Genomic DNA, 16,236 nt, shown 5'->3' with positions numbered 1-16,236 from the left:
GGTCATTCCGGGCCTGCTACCAGCGCCACTCCTGCTGCTTGAAAAGGTGGCCGGCCGGGATGTCGCGCTCCTTGCACCAGCCGAGGAACTCCTCGATCTGCTTGATCTGGTACGTGTCCGGGGTGTAGGTGGTGGCCATGACGTGGCCCAGCCAGTCCTCCTCACCCATCGCGTAGACGTAGGCCTCCTTGGCGCCCAGCTCGACCATGATCGCGGCGGCCTGCTCGGCGTTGGAGCCGGACAGCTTGCGGGAGTTGCTCATCTTCTTGGTGACCGGGATGGTCAGCAGCGCCTGGTAGAGCCAGGTCAGCGGGGCGCCGTCGCACTCCATGCCGAGGAAGGCGAAGTCGGCGGTGCCCAGGTGGCCCTTGATGTAGCGGTAGAGCTTGGGGGCGATGCCGGAGGAGTCGGCACCGATGAAGACCTTCTTGCCGGCCAGCTCCGCCCAGTAGGTCGACTTGGCGCGGATGTCCAGGTCGCAGTGCTCACCGAGGAACGGGGTGGCGGTGATCTTGCCGCCGGGGAACTCGACCTCGTCGAAGTCGTCGACCTCGACCACCTCGAAGCCCTGGTGCTTGAGCATCAGCGCGATCGACGGGTCCGCCAGGTTGCCGCGGGAGTAGCGCGGGCAGACGATCTTGCCGACCCGGCCCCGCAGCTGCAGCAGGGTCTCCATGACGATGTGGTCCTGGTGGCCGTGGGTGATCAGCACCAGGTCGATGTAGTCCGGCAGGTCGTCCAGCGTGTAGCGGTCGCCCGCGTCGCTGTCCGCGCTGATGAACGGGTCGGTGACGATGGCGGCTTCGGGCGTCTGCAGCACCAGGCAGGCATGGCCGAAGTAGCGGATCCGGCCACCGGACTCGATGTGGCGGTCCTCGTTCAGGGCCGGGGTCTCGCTCAGCATGGTGCGCAGCACGGCCGCCTGCTCGTCGTTCAGCTCCAGGGCCTCGCGCAGGTGGGCCAGCGTGGTCGGCTTGACCCGGGCCTTGAACAGCTCGGTCAGGCCCGGGTGGCGGAACGGGATGTCCAGCTCGAGCACGTCCTCGGAGGGCAGCCGCGGCGTGCTCAGGATGAACGGGCGCTCGATACCGGTCTCGAAGGAGAGCTGCACCGACTGGCGCGACTCCTGGTAGTAGGGGCTGGTGTAGAGCACCGGCTCCATGAAGCGCAGCTGCGCCTGGTTGTCGGTGTCGTACGCCAGCTCGACCAGACCACCCAGCTCGTCCGGCAGCTTCGGGTAGAGCGGGGTCAGGTCGAAGCCGGTGGCGTTCGCCCGCAGGATCTCCTGGCCGGCGGCGATCGCCTCGGCGAACTTCAGCATGTCAGCCCGGTCACGCTTGATGGTGGCGAGCAGCTCGCGCACCTCGTCGGCGCGCTCCTCCGGGATGTTGATGAAGTAACCGCCGCGCAGCTCCGGGTTGTTGCTGGCCGCGACATGCACCTGCGGGGACTGCAGGTACGACTCGAGCAGCGGGACATGCAGGAACGCCAGGTTCATCGCCGCCTGCACCGGCGCCATGGTGTGCGGCTGGGCGACAAACCTGTCCACCAGCGGCTCGATTATGACCTTGGACCGCAGAAACAACTGCTCATCAGCCATCTGCACCCCTCCTTGCCAGAGAAAACGACACCATCAACAGGGCAGCCGACGATTCGGCGCACCTCAGCCCGGAATAATTCCAACCGACTGGGGAACATAGCCTCCCAGCGCTGAAGAGATCAACACTCCTCAATGACTGGGGACACCGCTCGGCAGCGGTGTTCAAGTGCGCTTTTGCGGCACTTGAACAGGCCGCTCGGACGACCTGGAGCGGGCGGCTCGGCAAGCCTTGACGCTGCGCGAAACAGCGTGCCACCGTGAAATCAATCCTTAGACCCCTGCGAGGCATCGCGTGCAAAGCAAGCCGATCGAGCCGCCACCGCTTATCAACCTGGTCGATCCAGAACTCTATTCACATGGCGACCCTTTTGTGCAGTGGCGGTGGCTGCGCGCCAACGACCCGGCCCACTGGCACGAACCGGCCGAACTGCCCGGCTACTGGTCGCTGACCAGGTACGAGGACGTGCGGACCGCCTACCGCGATCACGAGACCTTCAGCTCCGCGCACGGAATCCTGCTGCGGCCCGCCGACCACGGAGTCGACCCCGGGGGCGGCCGCACCCTGGCCCTCACCGATCCGCCGCGCCACCGCCAACTGCGCGGCGTGGTGGACGAGTGGTTCACCGTCCGGTCGGTCCGGACACTCGAGGAGGAAATGCGGGGCATCGCGCGCGCCGTGGTCGACGACGCCTTGGCCCAGGAGTCCTGCGACTTCGTCGCGGAAATCGCCGCGCGCATTCCGCTGTATGTCATCTGCAAGATGATGGGTATCCCAGAGTCGGACTGGCAGTATCTGTACGATCTCACCAGCAAGGCATTCGCCGATGGCGACCCACTGACCCGCCGATTCGCCCACCTCGACATCATGGGTTACTTCGAGAATCTCCAGGAGGAGAAGGCGGCGGATCCGGGCGACGACCTGGTGAGCGCACTCGCCACCGCCGTCATCGACGGTGATCGGCTCAGCCCGGATGACATCATCCTGAACTGCGACAACCTGCTCGTCGGCGGCACCGAGAACACCCGGATCTCAGCGGCCGGCGGTATGCTCGCCTTCCTCCAGCACCCCGAGCAGTGGGACATCCTGCGGGCGGACCCGAGCCTGCTGCCGTCCGCCGTCGAGGAAGTGCTGCGCTGGACCTCGACCGCTACCCACATCATGCGCACCGCGGCCAGGCCGATCGAGATCCACGGCAAACGGATCGAGCCCGGCGACCGCGTGGTGTTCTGGCTCCCGTCGGCCAACCGCGACGAGACGGTGTTCGACGATCCGGACCGCTTCGATGTGCTGCGCAAGCCGAACCGGCATCTGGCGCTGGGCTTCGGCGAGCACTTCTGCCTCGGCAGTGTGCTGGCCAAGGCCGAACTCCGCCTCCTCTTCGGCGAGTTGCTCAACAGCAGGGTCGACATCGAGCTGGCCGGAGAGCCGAAACTGCTGGAATCGATCGTCGTCAACGGCCCCGAGTCCCTGCCGGTCCGCCTGACGTCGCGGGGCGCGTGACTCGATGTCCACGGCGGATTCCATCTCATCGTCCGGGGACCGCAGCGACCGGCCGACCTCGGTACTGGTCGGCCCCGGCACCTGCCTGCCCAGCCCCGAGATCGACAACGCGGCGCTGGTGGCCCAGCTGTAAACCACCGACGAGTGGATCCGCAGTCGCACCGGCATCGCCGCTCGGCGCCGGGCGGCCCCGGGGTGTCCATGCGCGACCCGGCCTGCTGGGCCGGCGCCAACGCGCTGAGCTCGCCGGGCCTGCGAACGCTCGGCGGCGTGGTGCCGGCCACCACGACACCGGACCGCCCGTGCCTGGCCGCAGCGCCCGAGGTCGCGCACCGCCTCGACCTGGGCCAGGTTTTCACGGCGTTCGTGTGCAGCGGGTTCGTCTACGCCACCGCGGTGGCCAACGGCCTGATCTCAGTGGCGTCGTCGACAGCGTCCTGATCGTGGCGCCCGAAATCCACTCCCGGATCGTCGACCCGACGGGCCGCGACACGTCCGCGATCTTCGGCGACGGCGCGGGCGCGGTGGTGCTGCGCCGCGACATCACCGCGGACCAGGGCGCGCTGCCGACGCTCGACCCCTGCGGTGACGGTTCGGACCACCACCTCATCCAGGTGCCCGGCGAGCTAGAACAACCGCACGGCTCGCGCTGGTTCGGCATGGCCGGTGCACCACCTCGTCAAGGCGCCGATCGTGCCGGCCCGGGACCGCCTGACCACCCATGTCTCCCACGCCATGCGCGAGTTGATCTCCGAGTGCACCTGGCTGACGGTCTTCCTCCTGCACCGCCTGCTCACCCGACCTCAACCCGGTCGCGACACCCCGAAGGCCGCTTCCACGAGGGGAGCGGCCTTCGGGGGTGCTGACGGGGGTGTAGGCCGATCAGCTCTGGGCCATCGCAGCGATCAGGCTCTTGGGGCGCATGTCGGTCCAGTTCGCCTCGATGTAGTCAAGGCACTCCTGCCGCGCAGCCTCGCCGAACACCGAGGTCCAGCCGGCCGGCACCTCGATGAAGACCGGCCACAGCGAGTGCTGGCCCTCGTCGTTGGCCAGGACCAGGTAGTTCGCGTCAGGGTCCTCGAACGGGTTCGTCATCACGTCGTCCTTCCTGCGGGCATGATGTGGGACCGTCCGGTCACACCGCGACCCACTATGGCCCAGGGTGCCGAGTCGGAGTCAAACAACCGCCGCACCGAGCACGCCGTGGCCCCGATCAACCGTCTAACTGCGGCCCGGAGCCGGTTGAACAGGGCACTTCACACCATCAGCGGTCGGTATTGATCCACGTCGCGCTTGGTGCCAAGGTGGCCGCGGCGGAGCCTGCCAGTCTCGGCCCGCCGGGTGGTCAGGCGCGGCGACCCGGCCTCCTCCTTCACTCAACTGCACTCCACGTGCACACGATCCGGAGACGCGGATGGACTTCAGCCTCTTCTACTTCGCCAACAACGACACCGAGCAGCAGGACTGCTACCGGCTGCTGCTGGAGGGCGCGCGCTTCGCCGACGACCACGGCTTCACCGCGGTGTGGACCCCGGAGCGCCACTTCCACGCCTTCGGTGGGCTCTACCCCAATCCCGCGGTCACGGGCGCCGCGGTCGCCGCGGTGACCAAGCGGGTGGCCGTGCGGGCCGGCAGCGTGGTGGCACCGCTGCACCACCCGATGCGGATCGCCGAGGAGTGGTCGGTCGTCGACAACCTCTCCAACGGGCGGGCGGGGGTGGCGATCGCCTCGGGGTGGCACGCCGCCGACTTCGCGCTGCGCCCGGAGAACTACGAGACCCGCAAGAGCGCGCTGATGGACACGGTCGACACGATTCGCCGCCTGTGGCGGCGTGAGTCGATCGAACTCGTCGACGGCGCGGGCGAGTCGGTGTCGCTGACGGTGTTCCCGCCGCCGGTTCAGCCCGAGCTGCCGGTATGGCTGACCACCGGCGGCTCCCCGGCGACCTTCGAACTGGCCGGACGGCACGGCCTGGGCGTCCTCACCCACCTGCTGGGCCAGGAGGTCGGGACACTGGCACAGCGGATCGCCGAGTACCGGGCGGCATACCAGGAGCACCAGGGCGACGGAGAGCGCGCCCACGTGGCGGTGATGGTGCACACCTTCGTAGGCACTGACCGCGAGGCCGTACGGGAGACCGTGCGCGAGCCGTTCTCCCGCTACCTCGCCAGTTCCTTCGACCTGCTGGTCAAGGCTGCCGAGGCCGCGGGAGCCGACGGCGCCGCGATGATGCGGGAGCTGAAGAAGGTGAGCGAGGAGGACCGCCGTTTCCTGGTGGCCCAGGCCTTCGACCGGTACTTCGAGACCAGCGGCATGTTCGGGACCGTCGAGGAGTGCATGGCTACGCTCAAGCAGCTCGCCGACGCCGGCGTGGACGAGGTCGCGTGCCTGGTGGACTTCGGCGTGGCGACCGACCAGGTCGTGGACGGCTTCCAGCACCTCGCTCGGCTGCACGACACCTGGCGTGCGCACACCGGGCGCTGAGCGCACCCGTGGGCCGACACCGAGTCCCGGGGCGTCTGAGAGGCCCCGGAGCACTGTGCTGGAGACTTGGTACAGCTCGTGCGCGGCGCCGTCGTGGCCCGACCCGATCGACCGGAGCGAGGGCTAGGTCGATGTCCGGGGCGGTCGTGACCGAGCACTCGGTCGCGGCCGCCCCGCCGTGCGTCAGGGGTACGCGCGGAGGGGCGGCCGCAGCCCGGACGCCCGTGGCCCGTTACGAGCGGCGCGGGATCCGGGCGGTCTGTGACAGCGACACGCAGATGACGGAGGTGGCGGCCCACACCAGGGGGACTGTCCACGGGCTCCACCACATGAGCGCCAGCGAGACGGCCGCGGCCGCCACCAGCGCGACGGTGACCGGCAGCACAACGTCGCGCCGGTGCCGCCTCAGCTGCTCGCCGAGGACCTCTTCGACGACCTCGGCGACGATCTCGGCCACCCGGTCGTCGATGGTGTCCCCGTAGTGCACGAGGAACTGCTCGATGTCGTCGGTCCTGCCGGCGGGGCAGGGACGGCCGGCGGCGCTCACGTGTCGATCGGTCATGTCCCCACGATGTCGCACCGGGCGGCGCCGGGTCGGCAGCGTGAACCCACCGGTTGGACGGGGGTAAACCCTACCCCCGCTGACGGGCTCTCCTCTCTGCCGACGGGTGGTCGGGTTGGGTACCGTCCCCTTGTCGAATCGAGGCGCGGACGGTGACCTGGTCGCCCCCCGCACTGCCCACGAGAGCGGGTCTGAAGCAGTTGACCGAGAACATCGCCGGTCGTGCCATCGGCAGAGCCCGGACGGACGCCCGGCCACTCCGCGAGGTGGTACCGGGCAATCCGCTGCGCGCTCTGGTCTCCCCCGTGCTGTGGCGGGCGTCGATCCACCTGGCGCTTGACGGTCTGGTGGCGCTGGCGGGACTGGCCGTGCTGGTCGTGCTGGTCGTCGCCGTCTGCCTGGCGCCGGCCGGCCTGGTGGGCCTGCCGCTCACGGTGGCGGCGGGGTGGGCGCTGTTCCGGCTGGCCGCCGTCGAGCGCGCCCGGTTCGCCGTGACCTGCGGGCTGGAACTCGACGAGCTGCCGGCGCCGGTCTGTTCGTGGCGGTTGGCCAAGTCGCTGCAGTCCCTCGTCCACAACCTCTGCACCTGGCGGCTGATCGGCTACTTCGTACTGCTGATGCCGGTGGGGGCGGTGACCCTGGTCGGGGTGGCGCTGATCTGGGCCGTGCCGCTGACCCTGGTGCTGCTTCCGGCCTACTACCGGCAAGTGCCCGGCGGAGAGGCCCAGCTCGGGCCGTTCGTGGTGGATTCCCTGCCCCGGGCGCTGCTGGTCGCGGCGGTGGCGCTGCTGGTCGGCACGGTCCTCTCCCCCCTGATCGTCAAACTCCTGGTGGCGCTGGACACCGCGCTGGCCGTCGCACTGCTCTCCCGGCCCCGCGGCATGGAACTGGAGCAGCGGGTCATCGATCTGACGGAGAGTCGAGCCCGGGTGGTGGACGCCGCCGAGGCGGAGCGCAAACGGATCGAGCGGGACCTGCACGACGGTGCCCAGCAACGGCTGGTGGCGATGTCGATCACCCTGGGCCGGGCCAGTTCGCGGTTGAAGAAGTCAGGTGACCACGAGACCAACAAGTTGGTCGAGGACGTCCGGCAGGAAACCCTCAGCACCATCGCCGAGTTGCGCAACCTGGCCCGTGGCCTGCACCCGCCGGTGCTGACCGACCGCGGCCTGGAGGGGTCGCTCTCCGCCGTCGCCGCGCTGGCTCCGGTGCCGGTGCGCCTTGACGTCCTGGTGGAGCCGCGCCCCTCCTCCACCATCGAGGCGGTCGCCTACTTCACGGTGACCGAGGCGCTCACCAATGTGGCCAAACATGCTCATGCGACCCGCGCTTGGGTGGAGATCCGGCGGGAGGGCGCCCGATTGGACGTTAAGGTCGGCGATGACGGGCGTGGCGGAGCCGATCTCGCGGCCGGCACGGGTCTGACCGGTCTGGCGGACCGGGTGTCCGGGGTGGACGGGCGGTTCCGGCTCAGCAGTCCCGTGGGTGGACCGACCGTGATCGAGGTGGAATTGCCATGCGGGTAGTGCTGGCCGAGGACTCCGCGCTGCTACGCCAGGGCGTCGAACTGCTGCTCAGCGAACAGGGGATCGAGGTGGTCGCCGCGGTCTGCGACGGGGAGCAGCTCCTGCGCGCGGTGGCCGAACACCGGCCGGACGTCTGTGTGACGGACGTCCGGATGCCGCCCACCTTCCTGGACGAGGGCCTGCGCGCCGCACTGGCGGTCCGCGCCCGCTGGCCGGAGACCGGCGTCCTGGTGCTCTCCCACTACGTCGAGGAGCGCTACGCCATCGACCTGGTCAACACCAACGACAACGGGGTCGGCTACCTGCTCAAGGACCGGGTGTCGGACGCCGAGGAGTTCGTGGACGCGCTGCGCCGGGTCGCCGCGGGCGAGACGGTCCTCGACCCGGAGGTGGTCAAGCAGTTGCTGGCCGGCAGCCGGCAGCGGGATCCGCTGTCCACCCTGACGCCGCGCGAACGGGAGGTCCTCACGGCCATGGCGGAGGGCCGTTCCAACGCCGGGATCGCGGCCGATCTGGTGATCGGCACGGCGGCGGTGGAGAAGTACATCCGCAGCATCTTCGTGAAATTCGATCTGCAGCAGGAGGTGGGAGACCACCGCCGCGTGCTCGCCGTTTTGCGCTACCTGGGAGCTTGAGATCAGTACCACCCCGAAGAAGCGCCGCGGATTCCTCCGCCGCGGATTCCTCCTCATAGGGCTGGCCGTCCTCGTCACGGTCGTCGCCGTGGCCGGTTGGGGTGTGATCGCCCTGCTTCCGGCGCACCACCCGTACAGCGGCAACTGGCAGCAGGACGCGGCCGGCGCCAGGCAGGTGACGGTCCAGGCCGACGGACTTGACGTGACTCTCAGTCAGGACAGCTCCTCGCAGGTCACGGTGGCCATGAGCGGCAGCTACACGGGCCGTGTCCCGCAGGTCTCCGTCACCCGGTCCGGGTCGGACGTCACGGTCACCGCCGGCTGCTCCAACGACTGCTCGGAGCACCTGCGGATCACGGTGCCGGCCGGCCTGGCCGCGCAGGTGAACACCGGGGACGCCGCGATCCAGGCGAAGGGCCTGACCGGTCGGCTGGATCTGACCACCGAGCTGGGCGGGGTGGAGGTGGACCAGTCGTCCGGCCCGCTGACCGTGCGGAGCGCGTACGGCGCGGTGACCCTCGCCGACAGCAGCGCCCCGAACGCCGAGGTGATCACCACCGGCGGCGCGGTCAGCGCCTCCTTCACGGCGGCACCCGCCTCCCTGAAGGTCACCACGGACTACGGCCGGGTCGACCTCCAGGTCCCTCACGACGCCACCTACCACGTCGATGCGCAGAGCCCCCACTGGTCGCCGAGCGTCTCGCTGCCGAACACCGCTACGGACGCGCCGCACAGCGTGGTGGTGAAGACCACGGGCGGCAGCATCACGGTCCACTGAGCACGCACGTGCCGCGAACGACGGTGGCGTCCCCGGGACATCCCGGGGACGCCACCGTCGTTCGGGCGATCAGCCGGCGACCAGCGGGGGGTCGACGACGATCTTCGCGTGCCGCTCGGGCTCGCCGAGGCGGCCTGCGGATCACCCTCAGCACACGATTCGGCGGAACAGCGGCATGAACACCCACACACGACGGGCCAACCTCGTGGCCGCGGCCGCCGCCGCACCGGCGGCGATCACCCTCACCCTCGTCACGCCCGCCGTCGCATCCGGAGTCAGCGCTGCCGCGGGCCGCTGCCGCGCGGCCGACACCACTGGCACCACCACCCCGCCCGACAACAACGGCTGGGACCGACAGGTGGGTTATCCCTACCCCGGTTCGGTGGGTCGGCCACGTGTCCGGCCTCGCCGAACTGCTGTTGGCTGAAGGGCAGATAGCCGGAGCGGGGCGGCGCAGGTGCCCCGCTCCGCAGCGCCACCGCGGACCACCGGTGAAGGCCACCGGCCCTCCCGAGAAAGAGGAGTGGAGCGATCAATACCTCCAGCCGCACCGCCCGACGGTGCACCATGACGACCGGCCACGGCGCGGTAGGCCTCGCGGTGCCCTCGAGCACCGGCTACCGGATCGACGCCCACAGCAGCAGCTCAGCGCCGCAGATCGACCTGCCGAACTCCGACGGCGCGTCGACCTCCCTCACCGGGGCCGCCTCCCACGGCGGCATCCACATCCGCTGAGCGGACACGACCGCCCCACGCCGACGACCAACGTTGGAGAAGAACCATGCGCCACCCCTCCTCACCCCTGCGCGCCCCGTTGGGCAAGACCGGCATCTGGGCCCTTGCGGGCGCCTCCGGTTCGGGCTCCGGTGTCCCGCGGATCGTTCCGAAGGCCGCCGCCGCTTCGACGTTCCCCCTGCTGCCTCGCCGGGCGGCCACGGTCCTCACCGTGCTCGGGCTGGCGATGATTCCCTGGCTGGTCTTCCTGAACACCGAGCTGCCGGCCACCGCTCAGGCCTCGCACTGGGCCTGGACATGGACGGGTCTGGACAGCTTCGAGGCGCTCGGCCTGCTCTCCACCGGACTGCTCCTCAGGCGGGGCGACTGCCGGGCCTGCCTGACCTCCGCCGCTACCTCGGCCCTGCTGCTGGTCGACGCCTGGTTCGACACCATGACGGCTGCCCCGGGTTCGGACTTCAAGCAGGCCGTGCTGATGGCGGTCTTCGCCGAGTTGCCGCTGGCGGTGGCCTGCGCGGTTCTCGCGACCCGGACCTTCCCTCGGCCGGGCCGCTGAGTGGAAGAGCTCGTGCAGTGATCGGCGCTTGCGGTCCGGTCTGTTTCGGGAAGTCCCCCGCCTGCCGCAACGGCGGTCCACGGGCGGTTCGTTCGGTCCGCTCGGGTCGGCTGACAAGTCGGCGCTGACGCAAGCAGGTGGCACACAAACGCAACTGATGGACCACCAGAGACGCCTCAACGACCCAATCAGACATGTATGGAGGAATGATGAGGCATTCGCGGGCATTGATCGGCGCGGGCGCTGCCGCCGCCGTCGCCACCTGGTGGTTCACCGACTCCGCGCCGTACCCGTACTCTCAGCGCCGGCTGCTCGACCTGCCGCTGCCGTTCCTGACTCTGAAGCGTCTGGACCACGTGCTGCAGGCCCGGGAGGGCGAGAGGATCCTGGAGATAGGCCCCGGAACCGGCCTGCAGTCGCTGCACGTCGCACCGCAGCTGGGCTCGAACGGCCGGCTGGACATCCTTGACATCCAGCAGGAGATGCTCGACCACGTGGGCCGCCGGGCCAAGGAGCAGGGCGTCGACAACATCGTGCCGAACTGCGCCGACGCGCATGAACTCCCTTTTGGGAATGGCTTGTTCGATGCGGCTTACCTGGTGACGGCGCTGGGCGAGATCCCGGATCCGGCGCGTACGCTGGCCGAGCTGCGCCGGGTGCTGAAGCCGTTCGGGCGGCTGGTGGTCGGCGAGTTCTTCGACCGGCATCAGATTCGGCCGTCCTCGCTGATCAGCCTGGCGGAGGCCGCCGGGCTGCGGGTCGCCCGGCTGTACGGTCCGCCGTTCGCGTACTACGCGGTGCTGCGCCCGATCGACGCCTGACGCCGCTCGGGCGGTTCCCGCCCGACCGAACCGTAGGCTGGACGGCCGTAACCGTAGCCGTAGGACCCGACAGCAGCCTCCGGGCGACGAACTCCACGGATTGCCGAGGTCCGCGCACAGCAGGCGACCGGCGGTGCATACCCAGGCCGGTGTGGACTGCTCGGCGCCCTACATGCCCTACGGGCTTTCAGGGTCCCGGCGCCATCGGCGGCGAAAGCCGCGGCGAGGCCGGCCACTACCGCCGGGGTCGACGACGGGGCGAACTGCTGTGTCTGCGACGGGCTTCCGCCGAGCACATGGCGGCCGGCGCCGACCCCGTTCACTGAGGTCCGGGACCGGCGAGAGCCTTGCTCGGCGGCGCTCAAGACCCACACGCCACGCTGCTCTTGGGGGGATGGGCCTGTCCGTGGGCGACTTTGAAGCCTCGTGGATGTCGCCGCATCACCCTCGCCGGGCGGCGTGATACACGTGACCCGCATCCCTCGGGGCGGCGCGTGTGTGTGGTGCCGGCCCTGGGCCACCTGCCGGTCCGGATGATCACAACGGTGCCGTCGACCGCACCGTGCAGAACGGGATCGCGGTGGGACGAAAGGCAAGCGGGCCCGTCAGGTGCCCATCATCGAGGAGATCCGCCCGCTGGTCGCCCAGCGCATCCTGGCCGCCGGCCCCGATCCCGACGCGCGCAGGTTCACCGGACCCCTAGGCGGCCGCATCTCCACCGCCGTCCTGCGCCACGTCACTCACTGGGATGGCGTCGTCACGAGGCTCGGCTACGAGCACCCGCGCCGCCACGACCTCCGGCACACCGGACTCACGCGGATCGCCGACTCGGGCGTTCAGGTACACGTCCTGCGGAAGATCGCCGGTCATGGCGCGCTGACCACCACCCAGCGGTACCTGCACCCCGACGTCCACAAGATCACCGCCGCCGGCGCGGCACCCCCGGCGCCTCTCGGCGCGCTCTGCGCGACGCGGTCCTGGACGGGCCCGAGCCTGGTGGCCCGCTGACCGGATCATGGCGAGTCGGCCCCCAAGCGGTCCCCATGAACGCGTCAGGGGCCGTTTCAGATCTCTCTGAAACGGCCCCTGATCTACGACTCTTTCGAGTCGGGACGACAGGATTTGAACCTGCGACCCCTTGACCCCCAGTCAAGTGCGCTACCAAGCTGCGCCACGTCCCGATACCCGTCTGACCTGGGGTTTCCCCTGGCCGAACGCGCATGAGAACAATACCGCACTTTCCTGGGTGGTCACGCACGCGTTTCCTGGGCGCCCTCGTGCGCGGGGTGCGCCGGGTAGGTGTGTTCACTCTCCGTGACGCGCCTCCGCGCCTTCGAGTACGCCCGTGCGCCCGCTCCGGTGGGCCCGGAGGGGGGTCCGGGAGGTCGGAGGCGGGTGCGACCTGGGCAGGAAGAGGGGACGGAGAGGTTCCGGAATACCGCCCTTCTGGGGAGGAAGGGGCGCATGTGGCGATACGGAGGGTCTCATCGCCATATGCCATCGACTTCCTTGCCATCGGCATGTGGCAGAAAGTTGACCATGGGGATGGAACCCGAAATCCGACCGACAGCGCCAAGACCACGCGAAACACAGTCAGATCCAATCGTCAACCGCTCCGGTTTCGGACAAACTTCGTGGCGATATTGATCCGTTCCGGAAAGATCAACACCATGAAGAGGTCGGCCTGTTCGGGACGGGACCACTGCCGATGCACCACCTGTTCGGACAACCCCGCCGAGCAGGCGTCTCGCAGGTGAGGACTCGGATGGACAGCTACTTCAGCAGGCGACTGCATCATGAGCTCAGGGAAACCGTCCGCGACTTCGCAGAGCGTGAGGTCCGGCCGCGGATAGCCGAGATGGAAGCGTCCCGCACGGTCCACCACGAGCTGTCGCGCAAGATCGCCGAGCAGGGCTGGCTGGGCGCGACAATCAGCCAGGAGTACGGCGGTATGGGCGCCGGCCACCTGGCCAAGACGATCATCATCGAGGAGCTCTCCCGGGTCAGCGGCGCGATGGGCGCCATGGTCCAGGCCTCCCAGCTGGGCACCGCCAAGATCGTCCACTTCGGCAGCGACGAGCAGCGCAAGACCTGGCTCCCGGAGATAGCCGCCGGCGCCTGCCTGCCGACGATCGCGGTCACCGAGCCCGAGTCCGGCGGTCACGTCCTCGGCATGAGCGCCAGCGCGGTCCGGGACGGCGACGACTACATCCTCAACGGCAGCAAGGTCTACGTCGGCAACAGCCACGTCGGCGATCTGCACGGTGTCGTGGTCAGGACCGGTCCGGGGTCGAAGGGACTCACCGCCTTCCTGGTCGAATCCGATCGCCCGGGCTTCAGGACCGGTCCCCAGCAGCCGGCCATGGGTCTCCACGGCTTCAGCTTCGGTGAGCTGATCTTCGAGAACTGCCGGGTGCCCGCCTCCAACCGGCTCGGCGACGAGGGCGACGGCCTCGCCGTCGCGTACTCCTCCAGCGTGCTGTACGGCCGGGCCAACCTCACCGCCGTCTCGCTCGGCATCCACCAGGCGATCCTGGAGGAGACCACCCGCTTCGCCTCCGAGCGCATCCGCTACGGCAAGCCGCTCCACGACCTGCCCACGGTCAAGCTGAAGCTCGGGCAGATGCAGTCCCGGCTGATGACCGCCCGGCTGGCCGCGTACCACGCGGTGCACCTGCTCGACCAGGGCCTCTCCTGTGACACCGAGCTGATGAACGCCAAGCTCGTGAACGTCGAGTCGGCCATCGACTCCGGTCGCAACGCCATGGAGATCCACGCCGCCGCCGGCCTCTTCACGGACCGGGCCATCGAGCGCTACCTCCGTGACGCGCACCACATCTTCGCCCCGGCCGGCACCTCCGACATCCAGCTCCTGCGACTGGCCGAGGTCGCCCTCGGCCAGGACAAGGGCAGCTGGTCGGAGCGGCTGTCCGAGCTGGTCCGCACCCCGGAGCGGGAGCCTGCGCGCGTCTGATCGCCCCACCCCCACGGGCCGGGAGCCCCGGTACGGCCACTGCCGTACCGGGGCTCCCGGGCGTGTGCGAGGAGGTGACGGTCAGAACATGCCGTCCTCGCGGCGGTGGATCTGCTCCACGAGCTCCGCCGCCATCGCCTTGATCGTCTCCAGACCGGCCCGCCCCCACGGCCGTACGTCGGTGTCGACCACGCAGATGGTGCCGAGCGCGACACCGGTGCGGTCTATCAGCGGCGCCCCCATGTAGGAGCGGATGCCGATCTCGTCCACGACCGGGTTCCCCGCGAAGCGCGGGTAGTCGCAGACGTCCTCGAGGACGAGCGCCTTGCGCCGCACCACGACGTGCGGGCAGTAGCCGTGGTCGCGGGCCATGAAGCGGCCGACGCCGCCCCCGCCCGCGGCGGCCGCGCCCAGGTCGCTGCCGGAGTGGGTGCCCTGGGGGGTGTGCAGACCCGCGAAGAACTGCCGGTTCTCGTCGATGAAGTTCACCATCGAGAACGGGGCGCCGGTCACCTCGGCGAGCCGGTGGGCGAAGTCGTCGAACGCCGGGTCCGGTCGCTCCCCGAGACCGAGTTCGCGCAGCCGCTGCACGCGGGCGGGCGCGTCCTTGTCGATGGGGGTCAGCAGGAGGTGACCGGTCGGGTCGTAGGTCATGGCGTGGCTCCGTAGCTCGGCACGGTGTCCGGGATGGTGGTGAGCAGATGCTGGACGAGGGTCAGCAGGGTGCGGATGCCGGAGCTGGAGATCCGGGCGTCGCAGAGGACGACCGGCACCTCCGGCTTGAGGTCGAGGGCGGCCCGGATCTCGTCCGGTTCGTAGCGGTAGGCGCCGTCGAACTCGTTGACCGCCACGATGAACTGGATCCCCCGCCGTTCGAAGAAGTCCACGGCGGAGAAGCACTCCTGGAGCCTTCGGGTGTCGGCCAGGACGACCGCGCCGAGCGCACCCTCGGAGAGTTCGTCCCACATGAACCAGAAGCGCTCCTGGCCGGGGGTGCCGAAGAGGTACAGGACGTGGCGGTCGTCGAGCGTGATGCGCCCGAAGTCCATGGCGACGGTGGTCGTGGTCTTGGACTCCACGCCCTCCAGGCTGTCGGTGGCCGCGCTGACCGAGGTGAGCAGTTCTTCGGTGCTCAGCGGTTCGATCTCGCTGACCGCGCCCACGAGGGTCGTCTTGCCCACGCCGAATCCGCCCGCCACCAGGATCTTGAGGGCGGTGGGGAAGGGGTCGGTGGCGAAACTGTCGTGGCGCTCAGAGCCGTTGTCGTAGGCCATCGAGCACTGCCTCCAGCAAGGAACGGTCGGTGGGATTGGCGTGGAAGCGGGGCGCGCGGGCGGTCAGCGCCCCGCAGTCCACGAGGTCGGAGAGCAGGACCTTGGTGACGACGGCCGGGAGCCGTAAGTGCGCCGCGATCTCGGCCACCGAGGTGGGCCCGTCGCACAGCCCGAGGGCCAGGCTGTGCTCGGGACCCATGTGTGCCTGGGGGGTCGATCCGGTCGCCATCACCATGGACAGCAGGTCCAGGGCGGTGGTGGGTTTGGTCCGGCCGCCGCTCACGGTGTACGGGCGGATCAGCCGCCCGGCCGCGTCGTCGAGCCAGGGCCCTTCCTGATGAGACGTCACGTCTACTGCCCGAGACCGCCCACCGCGCCGGCGGCCTGCCGGGCGGGGGTGACCAGGTAGGGCCGGACGCTCTTGACGAGCATCGCCATCTCGTAGCCGAGGACGGCGGCGTCCGCCTCGCGCCCGGCGAGGACGGCCAGGCAGGTGCCGGAGCCGGCGGTGGAGACGAACAGGAGGGTGGAGTCGAGCTCCACGACCACCTGACGGACCTCGCCGCCGTCGCCGAACCGGGCGCCGGCGCTGCGGCCGAGCGAGTAGAGCCCGGAGGCGAGGGCCGCCATGTGGTCGGCGGCGTCGGGGTCGAGGCCGTGGACGGATTTCACGAGACCGTCGGAGGAGAGCAGGACGGCGTTGCGGGTGTACGGGACCCGCTGGACCAGGCCGCTGAGCAGCCAGTCGAGGTCCGAGGAATGGCCGTTCGGCACATTGCTCGCCATGGT

At 69.6% G+C, this 16,236-nt stretch carries 19 protein-coding genes, 1 tRNA gene and 1 pseudogene; 13 read left to right on the top strand and 8 right to left on the bottom strand.

Annotated elements, in window-relative coordinates; all coding sequences use genetic code 11:
• Positions 1 to 16: 16 nt before the first annotated feature.
• A complete protein-coding gene (locus AB5J54_RS33405; protein WP_369147649.1) occupies positions 17 to 1,600 on the bottom strand; it encodes an MBL fold metallo-hydrolase in 1,584 nt (527 codons plus the stop codon).
• A gap of 292 nt (positions 1,601 to 1,892) precedes the next feature.
• On the opposite strand from AB5J54_RS33405, the gene AB5J54_RS33400 reads away from it, so the two are divergent.
• The 4 genes from AB5J54_RS33400 to AB5J54_RS33385 all read left to right on the top strand — a co-directional run bounded on the left by AB5J54_RS33400 (position 1,893) and on the right by AB5J54_RS33385 (position 3,967).
• The gene (locus tag AB5J54_RS33400; protein ID WP_369147648.1) at positions 1,893 to 3,101 is read left to right on the top strand and encodes a cytochrome P450; all 1,209 of its coding nucleotides are present in this window, start codon (positions 1,893 to 1,895) and stop codon (positions 3,099 to 3,101) included.
• A 4-nt stretch (positions 3,102 to 3,105) separates the two neighbouring features.
• Positions 3,106 to 3,234, top strand: coding sequence for a hypothetical protein (locus AB5J54_RS33395; protein ID WP_369147646.1), 129 nt, complete (start codon positions 3,106 to 3,108; stop codon positions 3,232 to 3,234).
• A 68-nt stretch (positions 3,235 to 3,302) separates the two neighbouring features.
• Positions 3,303 to 3,542 carry a hypothetical protein gene (locus AB5J54_RS33390; RefSeq protein WP_369147645.1) on the top strand — a complete coding sequence of 80 codons (240 nt, stop codon included), beginning with the start codon at positions 3,303 to 3,305 and terminating at the stop codon, positions 3,540 to 3,542.
• Positions 3,470 to 3,967, top strand: coding sequence for a hypothetical protein (locus tag AB5J54_RS33385; RefSeq protein ID WP_369147644.1), 498 nt, complete (start codon positions 3,470 to 3,472; stop codon positions 3,965 to 3,967). Before AB5J54_RS33390 ends, AB5J54_RS33385 begins: the two co-directional genes overlap by 73 nt.
• A gap of 16 nt (positions 3,968 to 3,983) precedes the next feature.
• Here the strand turns inward: AB5J54_RS33385 and AB5J54_RS33380 are convergent, their stop codons facing one another.
• The gene (locus AB5J54_RS33380; protein ID WP_369147643.1) at positions 3,984 to 4,196 is read right to left on the bottom strand and encodes an MbtH family protein; all 213 of its coding nucleotides are present in this window, start codon (positions 4,194 to 4,196) and stop codon (positions 3,984 to 3,986) included.
• Between the two features lie 319 nt (positions 4,197 to 4,515).
• Between AB5J54_RS33380 and AB5J54_RS33375 the strand changes: the two genes are divergently transcribed.
• Positions 4,516 to 5,586 (top strand): MupA/Atu3671 family FMN-dependent luciferase-like monooxygenase, encoded by a 1,071-nt coding sequence (locus AB5J54_RS33375; RefSeq protein WP_369147642.1) that lies wholly within the window; start codon positions 4,516 to 4,518, stop codon positions 5,584 to 5,586.
• Positions 5,587 to 5,818: 232 nt separating this feature from the next.
• Here AB5J54_RS33375 and AB5J54_RS33370 read toward each other — a convergent pair whose 3' ends face one another.
• The gene (locus AB5J54_RS33370; RefSeq protein WP_369147641.1) at positions 5,819 to 6,148 is read right to left on the bottom strand and encodes a hypothetical protein; all 330 of its coding nucleotides are present in this window, start codon (positions 6,146 to 6,148) and stop codon (positions 5,819 to 5,821) included.
• A gap of 200 nt (positions 6,149 to 6,348) precedes the next feature.
• Between AB5J54_RS33370 and AB5J54_RS33365 the strand changes: the two genes are divergently transcribed.
• From AB5J54_RS33365 to AB5J54_RS33335, 7 genes and pseudogenes are all read left to right on the top strand, one after another.
• Complete coding sequence (locus AB5J54_RS33365; RefSeq protein ID WP_369147639.1) at positions 6,349 to 7,674, top strand: sensor histidine kinase; 1,326 nt, start codon at positions 6,349 to 6,351, stop codon at positions 7,672 to 7,674.
• On the top strand, positions 7,665 to 8,309 hold the full coding sequence (locus AB5J54_RS33360; protein ID WP_369147638.1) for a response regulator: 645 nt from the start codon (positions 7,665 to 7,667) through the stop codon (positions 8,307 to 8,309). The genes AB5J54_RS33365 and AB5J54_RS33360 overlap by 10 nt, the downstream gene beginning before the upstream one ends.
• A gap of 88 nt (positions 8,310 to 8,397) precedes the next feature.
• Positions 8,398 to 9,087 (top strand): DUF4097 family beta strand repeat-containing protein, encoded by a 690-nt coding sequence (locus AB5J54_RS33355; protein WP_369147637.1) that lies wholly within the window; start codon positions 8,398 to 8,400, stop codon positions 9,085 to 9,087.
• A 567-nt stretch (positions 9,088 to 9,654) separates the two neighbouring features.
• The gene (locus tag AB5J54_RS33350) at positions 9,655 to 9,822 is read left to right on the top strand and encodes a hypothetical protein (protein WP_369147635.1); all 168 of its coding nucleotides are present in this window, start codon (positions 9,655 to 9,657) and stop codon (positions 9,820 to 9,822) included.
• Positions 9,823 to 9,868: 46 nt separating this feature from the next.
• Complete coding sequence (locus AB5J54_RS33345; protein ID WP_369147633.1) at positions 9,869 to 10,378, top strand: hypothetical protein; 510 nt, start codon at positions 9,869 to 9,871, stop codon at positions 10,376 to 10,378.
• Between the two features lie 209 nt (positions 10,379 to 10,587).
• Positions 10,588 to 11,199, top strand: coding sequence for a class I SAM-dependent methyltransferase (locus AB5J54_RS33340; RefSeq protein ID WP_369147632.1), 612 nt, complete (start codon positions 10,588 to 10,590; stop codon positions 11,197 to 11,199).
• 582 nt (positions 11,200 to 11,781) lie between these two features.
• Positions 11,782 to 12,207 (top strand): annotated as a pseudogene (locus AB5J54_RS33335) (tyrosine-type recombinase/integrase); the annotation flags it as partial.
• Positions 12,208 to 12,306: 99 nt separating this feature from the next.
• Here AB5J54_RS33335 and AB5J54_RS33330 read toward each other — a convergent pair.
• A tRNA-Pro gene (locus AB5J54_RS33330) sits at positions 12,307 to 12,380 on the bottom strand.
• 584 nt (positions 12,381 to 12,964) lie between these two features.
• On the opposite strand from AB5J54_RS33330, the gene AB5J54_RS33325 reads away from it, so the two are divergent.
• Positions 12,965 to 14,173: an acyl-CoA dehydrogenase family protein gene (locus tag AB5J54_RS33325; RefSeq protein ID WP_369147631.1), complete on the top strand. Its 1,209-nt coding sequence runs from the start codon at positions 12,965 to 12,967 to the stop codon at positions 14,171 to 14,173.
• Between the two features lie 81 nt (positions 14,174 to 14,254).
• Here AB5J54_RS33325 and AB5J54_RS33320 read toward each other — a convergent pair whose 3' ends face one another.
• From AB5J54_RS33320 to AB5J54_RS33305, 4 genes are read right to left on the bottom strand one after another with little or no spacing between them, the layout of a single operon-like run.
• Positions 14,255 to 14,827, bottom strand: coding sequence for a GAF domain-containing protein (locus tag AB5J54_RS33320; protein WP_369147629.1), 573 nt, complete (start codon positions 14,825 to 14,827; stop codon positions 14,255 to 14,257).
• The gene (locus tag AB5J54_RS33315; protein ID WP_369147628.1) at positions 14,824 to 15,447 is read right to left on the bottom strand and encodes an ATP/GTP-binding protein; all 624 of its coding nucleotides are present in this window, start codon (positions 15,445 to 15,447) and stop codon (positions 14,824 to 14,826) included. The genes AB5J54_RS33320 and AB5J54_RS33315 overlap by 4 nt, the downstream gene beginning before the upstream one ends.
• Positions 15,425 to 15,796 carry a DUF742 domain-containing protein gene (locus AB5J54_RS33310; protein ID WP_189806647.1) on the bottom strand — a complete coding sequence of 124 codons (372 nt, stop codon included), beginning with the start codon at positions 15,794 to 15,796 and terminating at the stop codon, positions 15,425 to 15,427. Before AB5J54_RS33310 ends, AB5J54_RS33315 begins: the two co-directional genes overlap by 23 nt.
• 2 nt (positions 15,797 to 15,798) lie before the next feature.
• Positions 15,799 to 16,233, bottom strand: coding sequence for a roadblock/LC7 domain-containing protein (locus AB5J54_RS33305; RefSeq protein ID WP_369147627.1), 435 nt, complete (start codon positions 16,231 to 16,233; stop codon positions 15,799 to 15,801).
• Positions 16,234 to 16,236 lie beyond the last annotated feature (3 nt).

The organism is Streptomyces sp. R44 (genome assembly GCF_041053105.1).
Lineage (GTDB): Bacteria > Actinomycetota > Actinomycetes > Streptomycetales > Streptomycetaceae > Streptomyces.
The sequence above is the reverse complement of the archived record's forward strand: the minus strand, read 5'-3'. Positions and strand labels throughout refer to the sequence as shown.

Coding starts and splice junctions, on each gene's coding strand:
- AB5J54_RS33405 (WP_369147649.1), bottom strand. CDS start 1,600: ATGGCTGATGAGCAGTTGTTTCTGCGGTCCAAGGTCATAATCGAGCCG.
- AB5J54_RS33395 (WP_369147646.1), top strand. CDS start 3,106: ATGTCCACGGCGGATTCCATCTCATCGTCCGGGGACCGCAGCGACCGG.
- AB5J54_RS33390 (WP_369147645.1), top strand. CDS start 3,303: ATGCGCGACCCGGCCTGCTGGGCCGGCGCCAACGCGCTGAGCTCGCCG.
- AB5J54_RS33380 (WP_369147643.1), bottom strand. CDS start 4,196: ATGACGAACCCGTTCGAGGACCCTGACGCGAACTACCTGGTCCTGGCC.
- AB5J54_RS33375 (WP_369147642.1), top strand. CDS start 4,516: ATGGACTTCAGCCTCTTCTACTTCGCCAACAACGACACCGAGCAGCAG.
- AB5J54_RS33370 (WP_369147641.1), bottom strand. CDS start 6,148: ATGACCGATCGACACGTGAGCGCCGCCGGCCGTCCCTGCCCCGCCGGC.
- AB5J54_RS33360 (WP_369147638.1), top strand. CDS start 7,665: ATGCGGGTAGTGCTGGCCGAGGACTCCGCGCTGCTACGCCAGGGCGTC.
- AB5J54_RS33350 (WP_369147635.1), top strand. CDS start 9,655: ATGACGACCGGCCACGGCGCGGTAGGCCTCGCGGTGCCCTCGAGCACC.
- AB5J54_RS33345 (WP_369147633.1), top strand. CDS start 9,869: ATGCGCCACCCCTCCTCACCCCTGCGCGCCCCGTTGGGCAAGACCGGC.
- AB5J54_RS33340 (WP_369147632.1), top strand. CDS start 10,588: ATGAGGCATTCGCGGGCATTGATCGGCGCGGGCGCTGCCGCCGCCGTC.
- AB5J54_RS33325 (WP_369147631.1), top strand. CDS start 12,965: ATGGACAGCTACTTCAGCAGGCGACTGCATCATGAGCTCAGGGAAACC.
- AB5J54_RS33320 (WP_369147629.1), bottom strand. CDS start 14,827: ATGACCTACGACCCGACCGGTCACCTCCTGCTGACCCCCATCGACAAG.
- AB5J54_RS33315 (WP_369147628.1), bottom strand. CDS start 15,447: ATGGCCTACGACAACGGCTCTGAGCGCCACGACAGTTTCGCCACCGAC.
- AB5J54_RS33305 (WP_369147627.1), bottom strand. CDS start 16,233: ATGGCGAGCAATGTGCCGAACGGCCATTCCTCGGACCTCGACTGGCTG.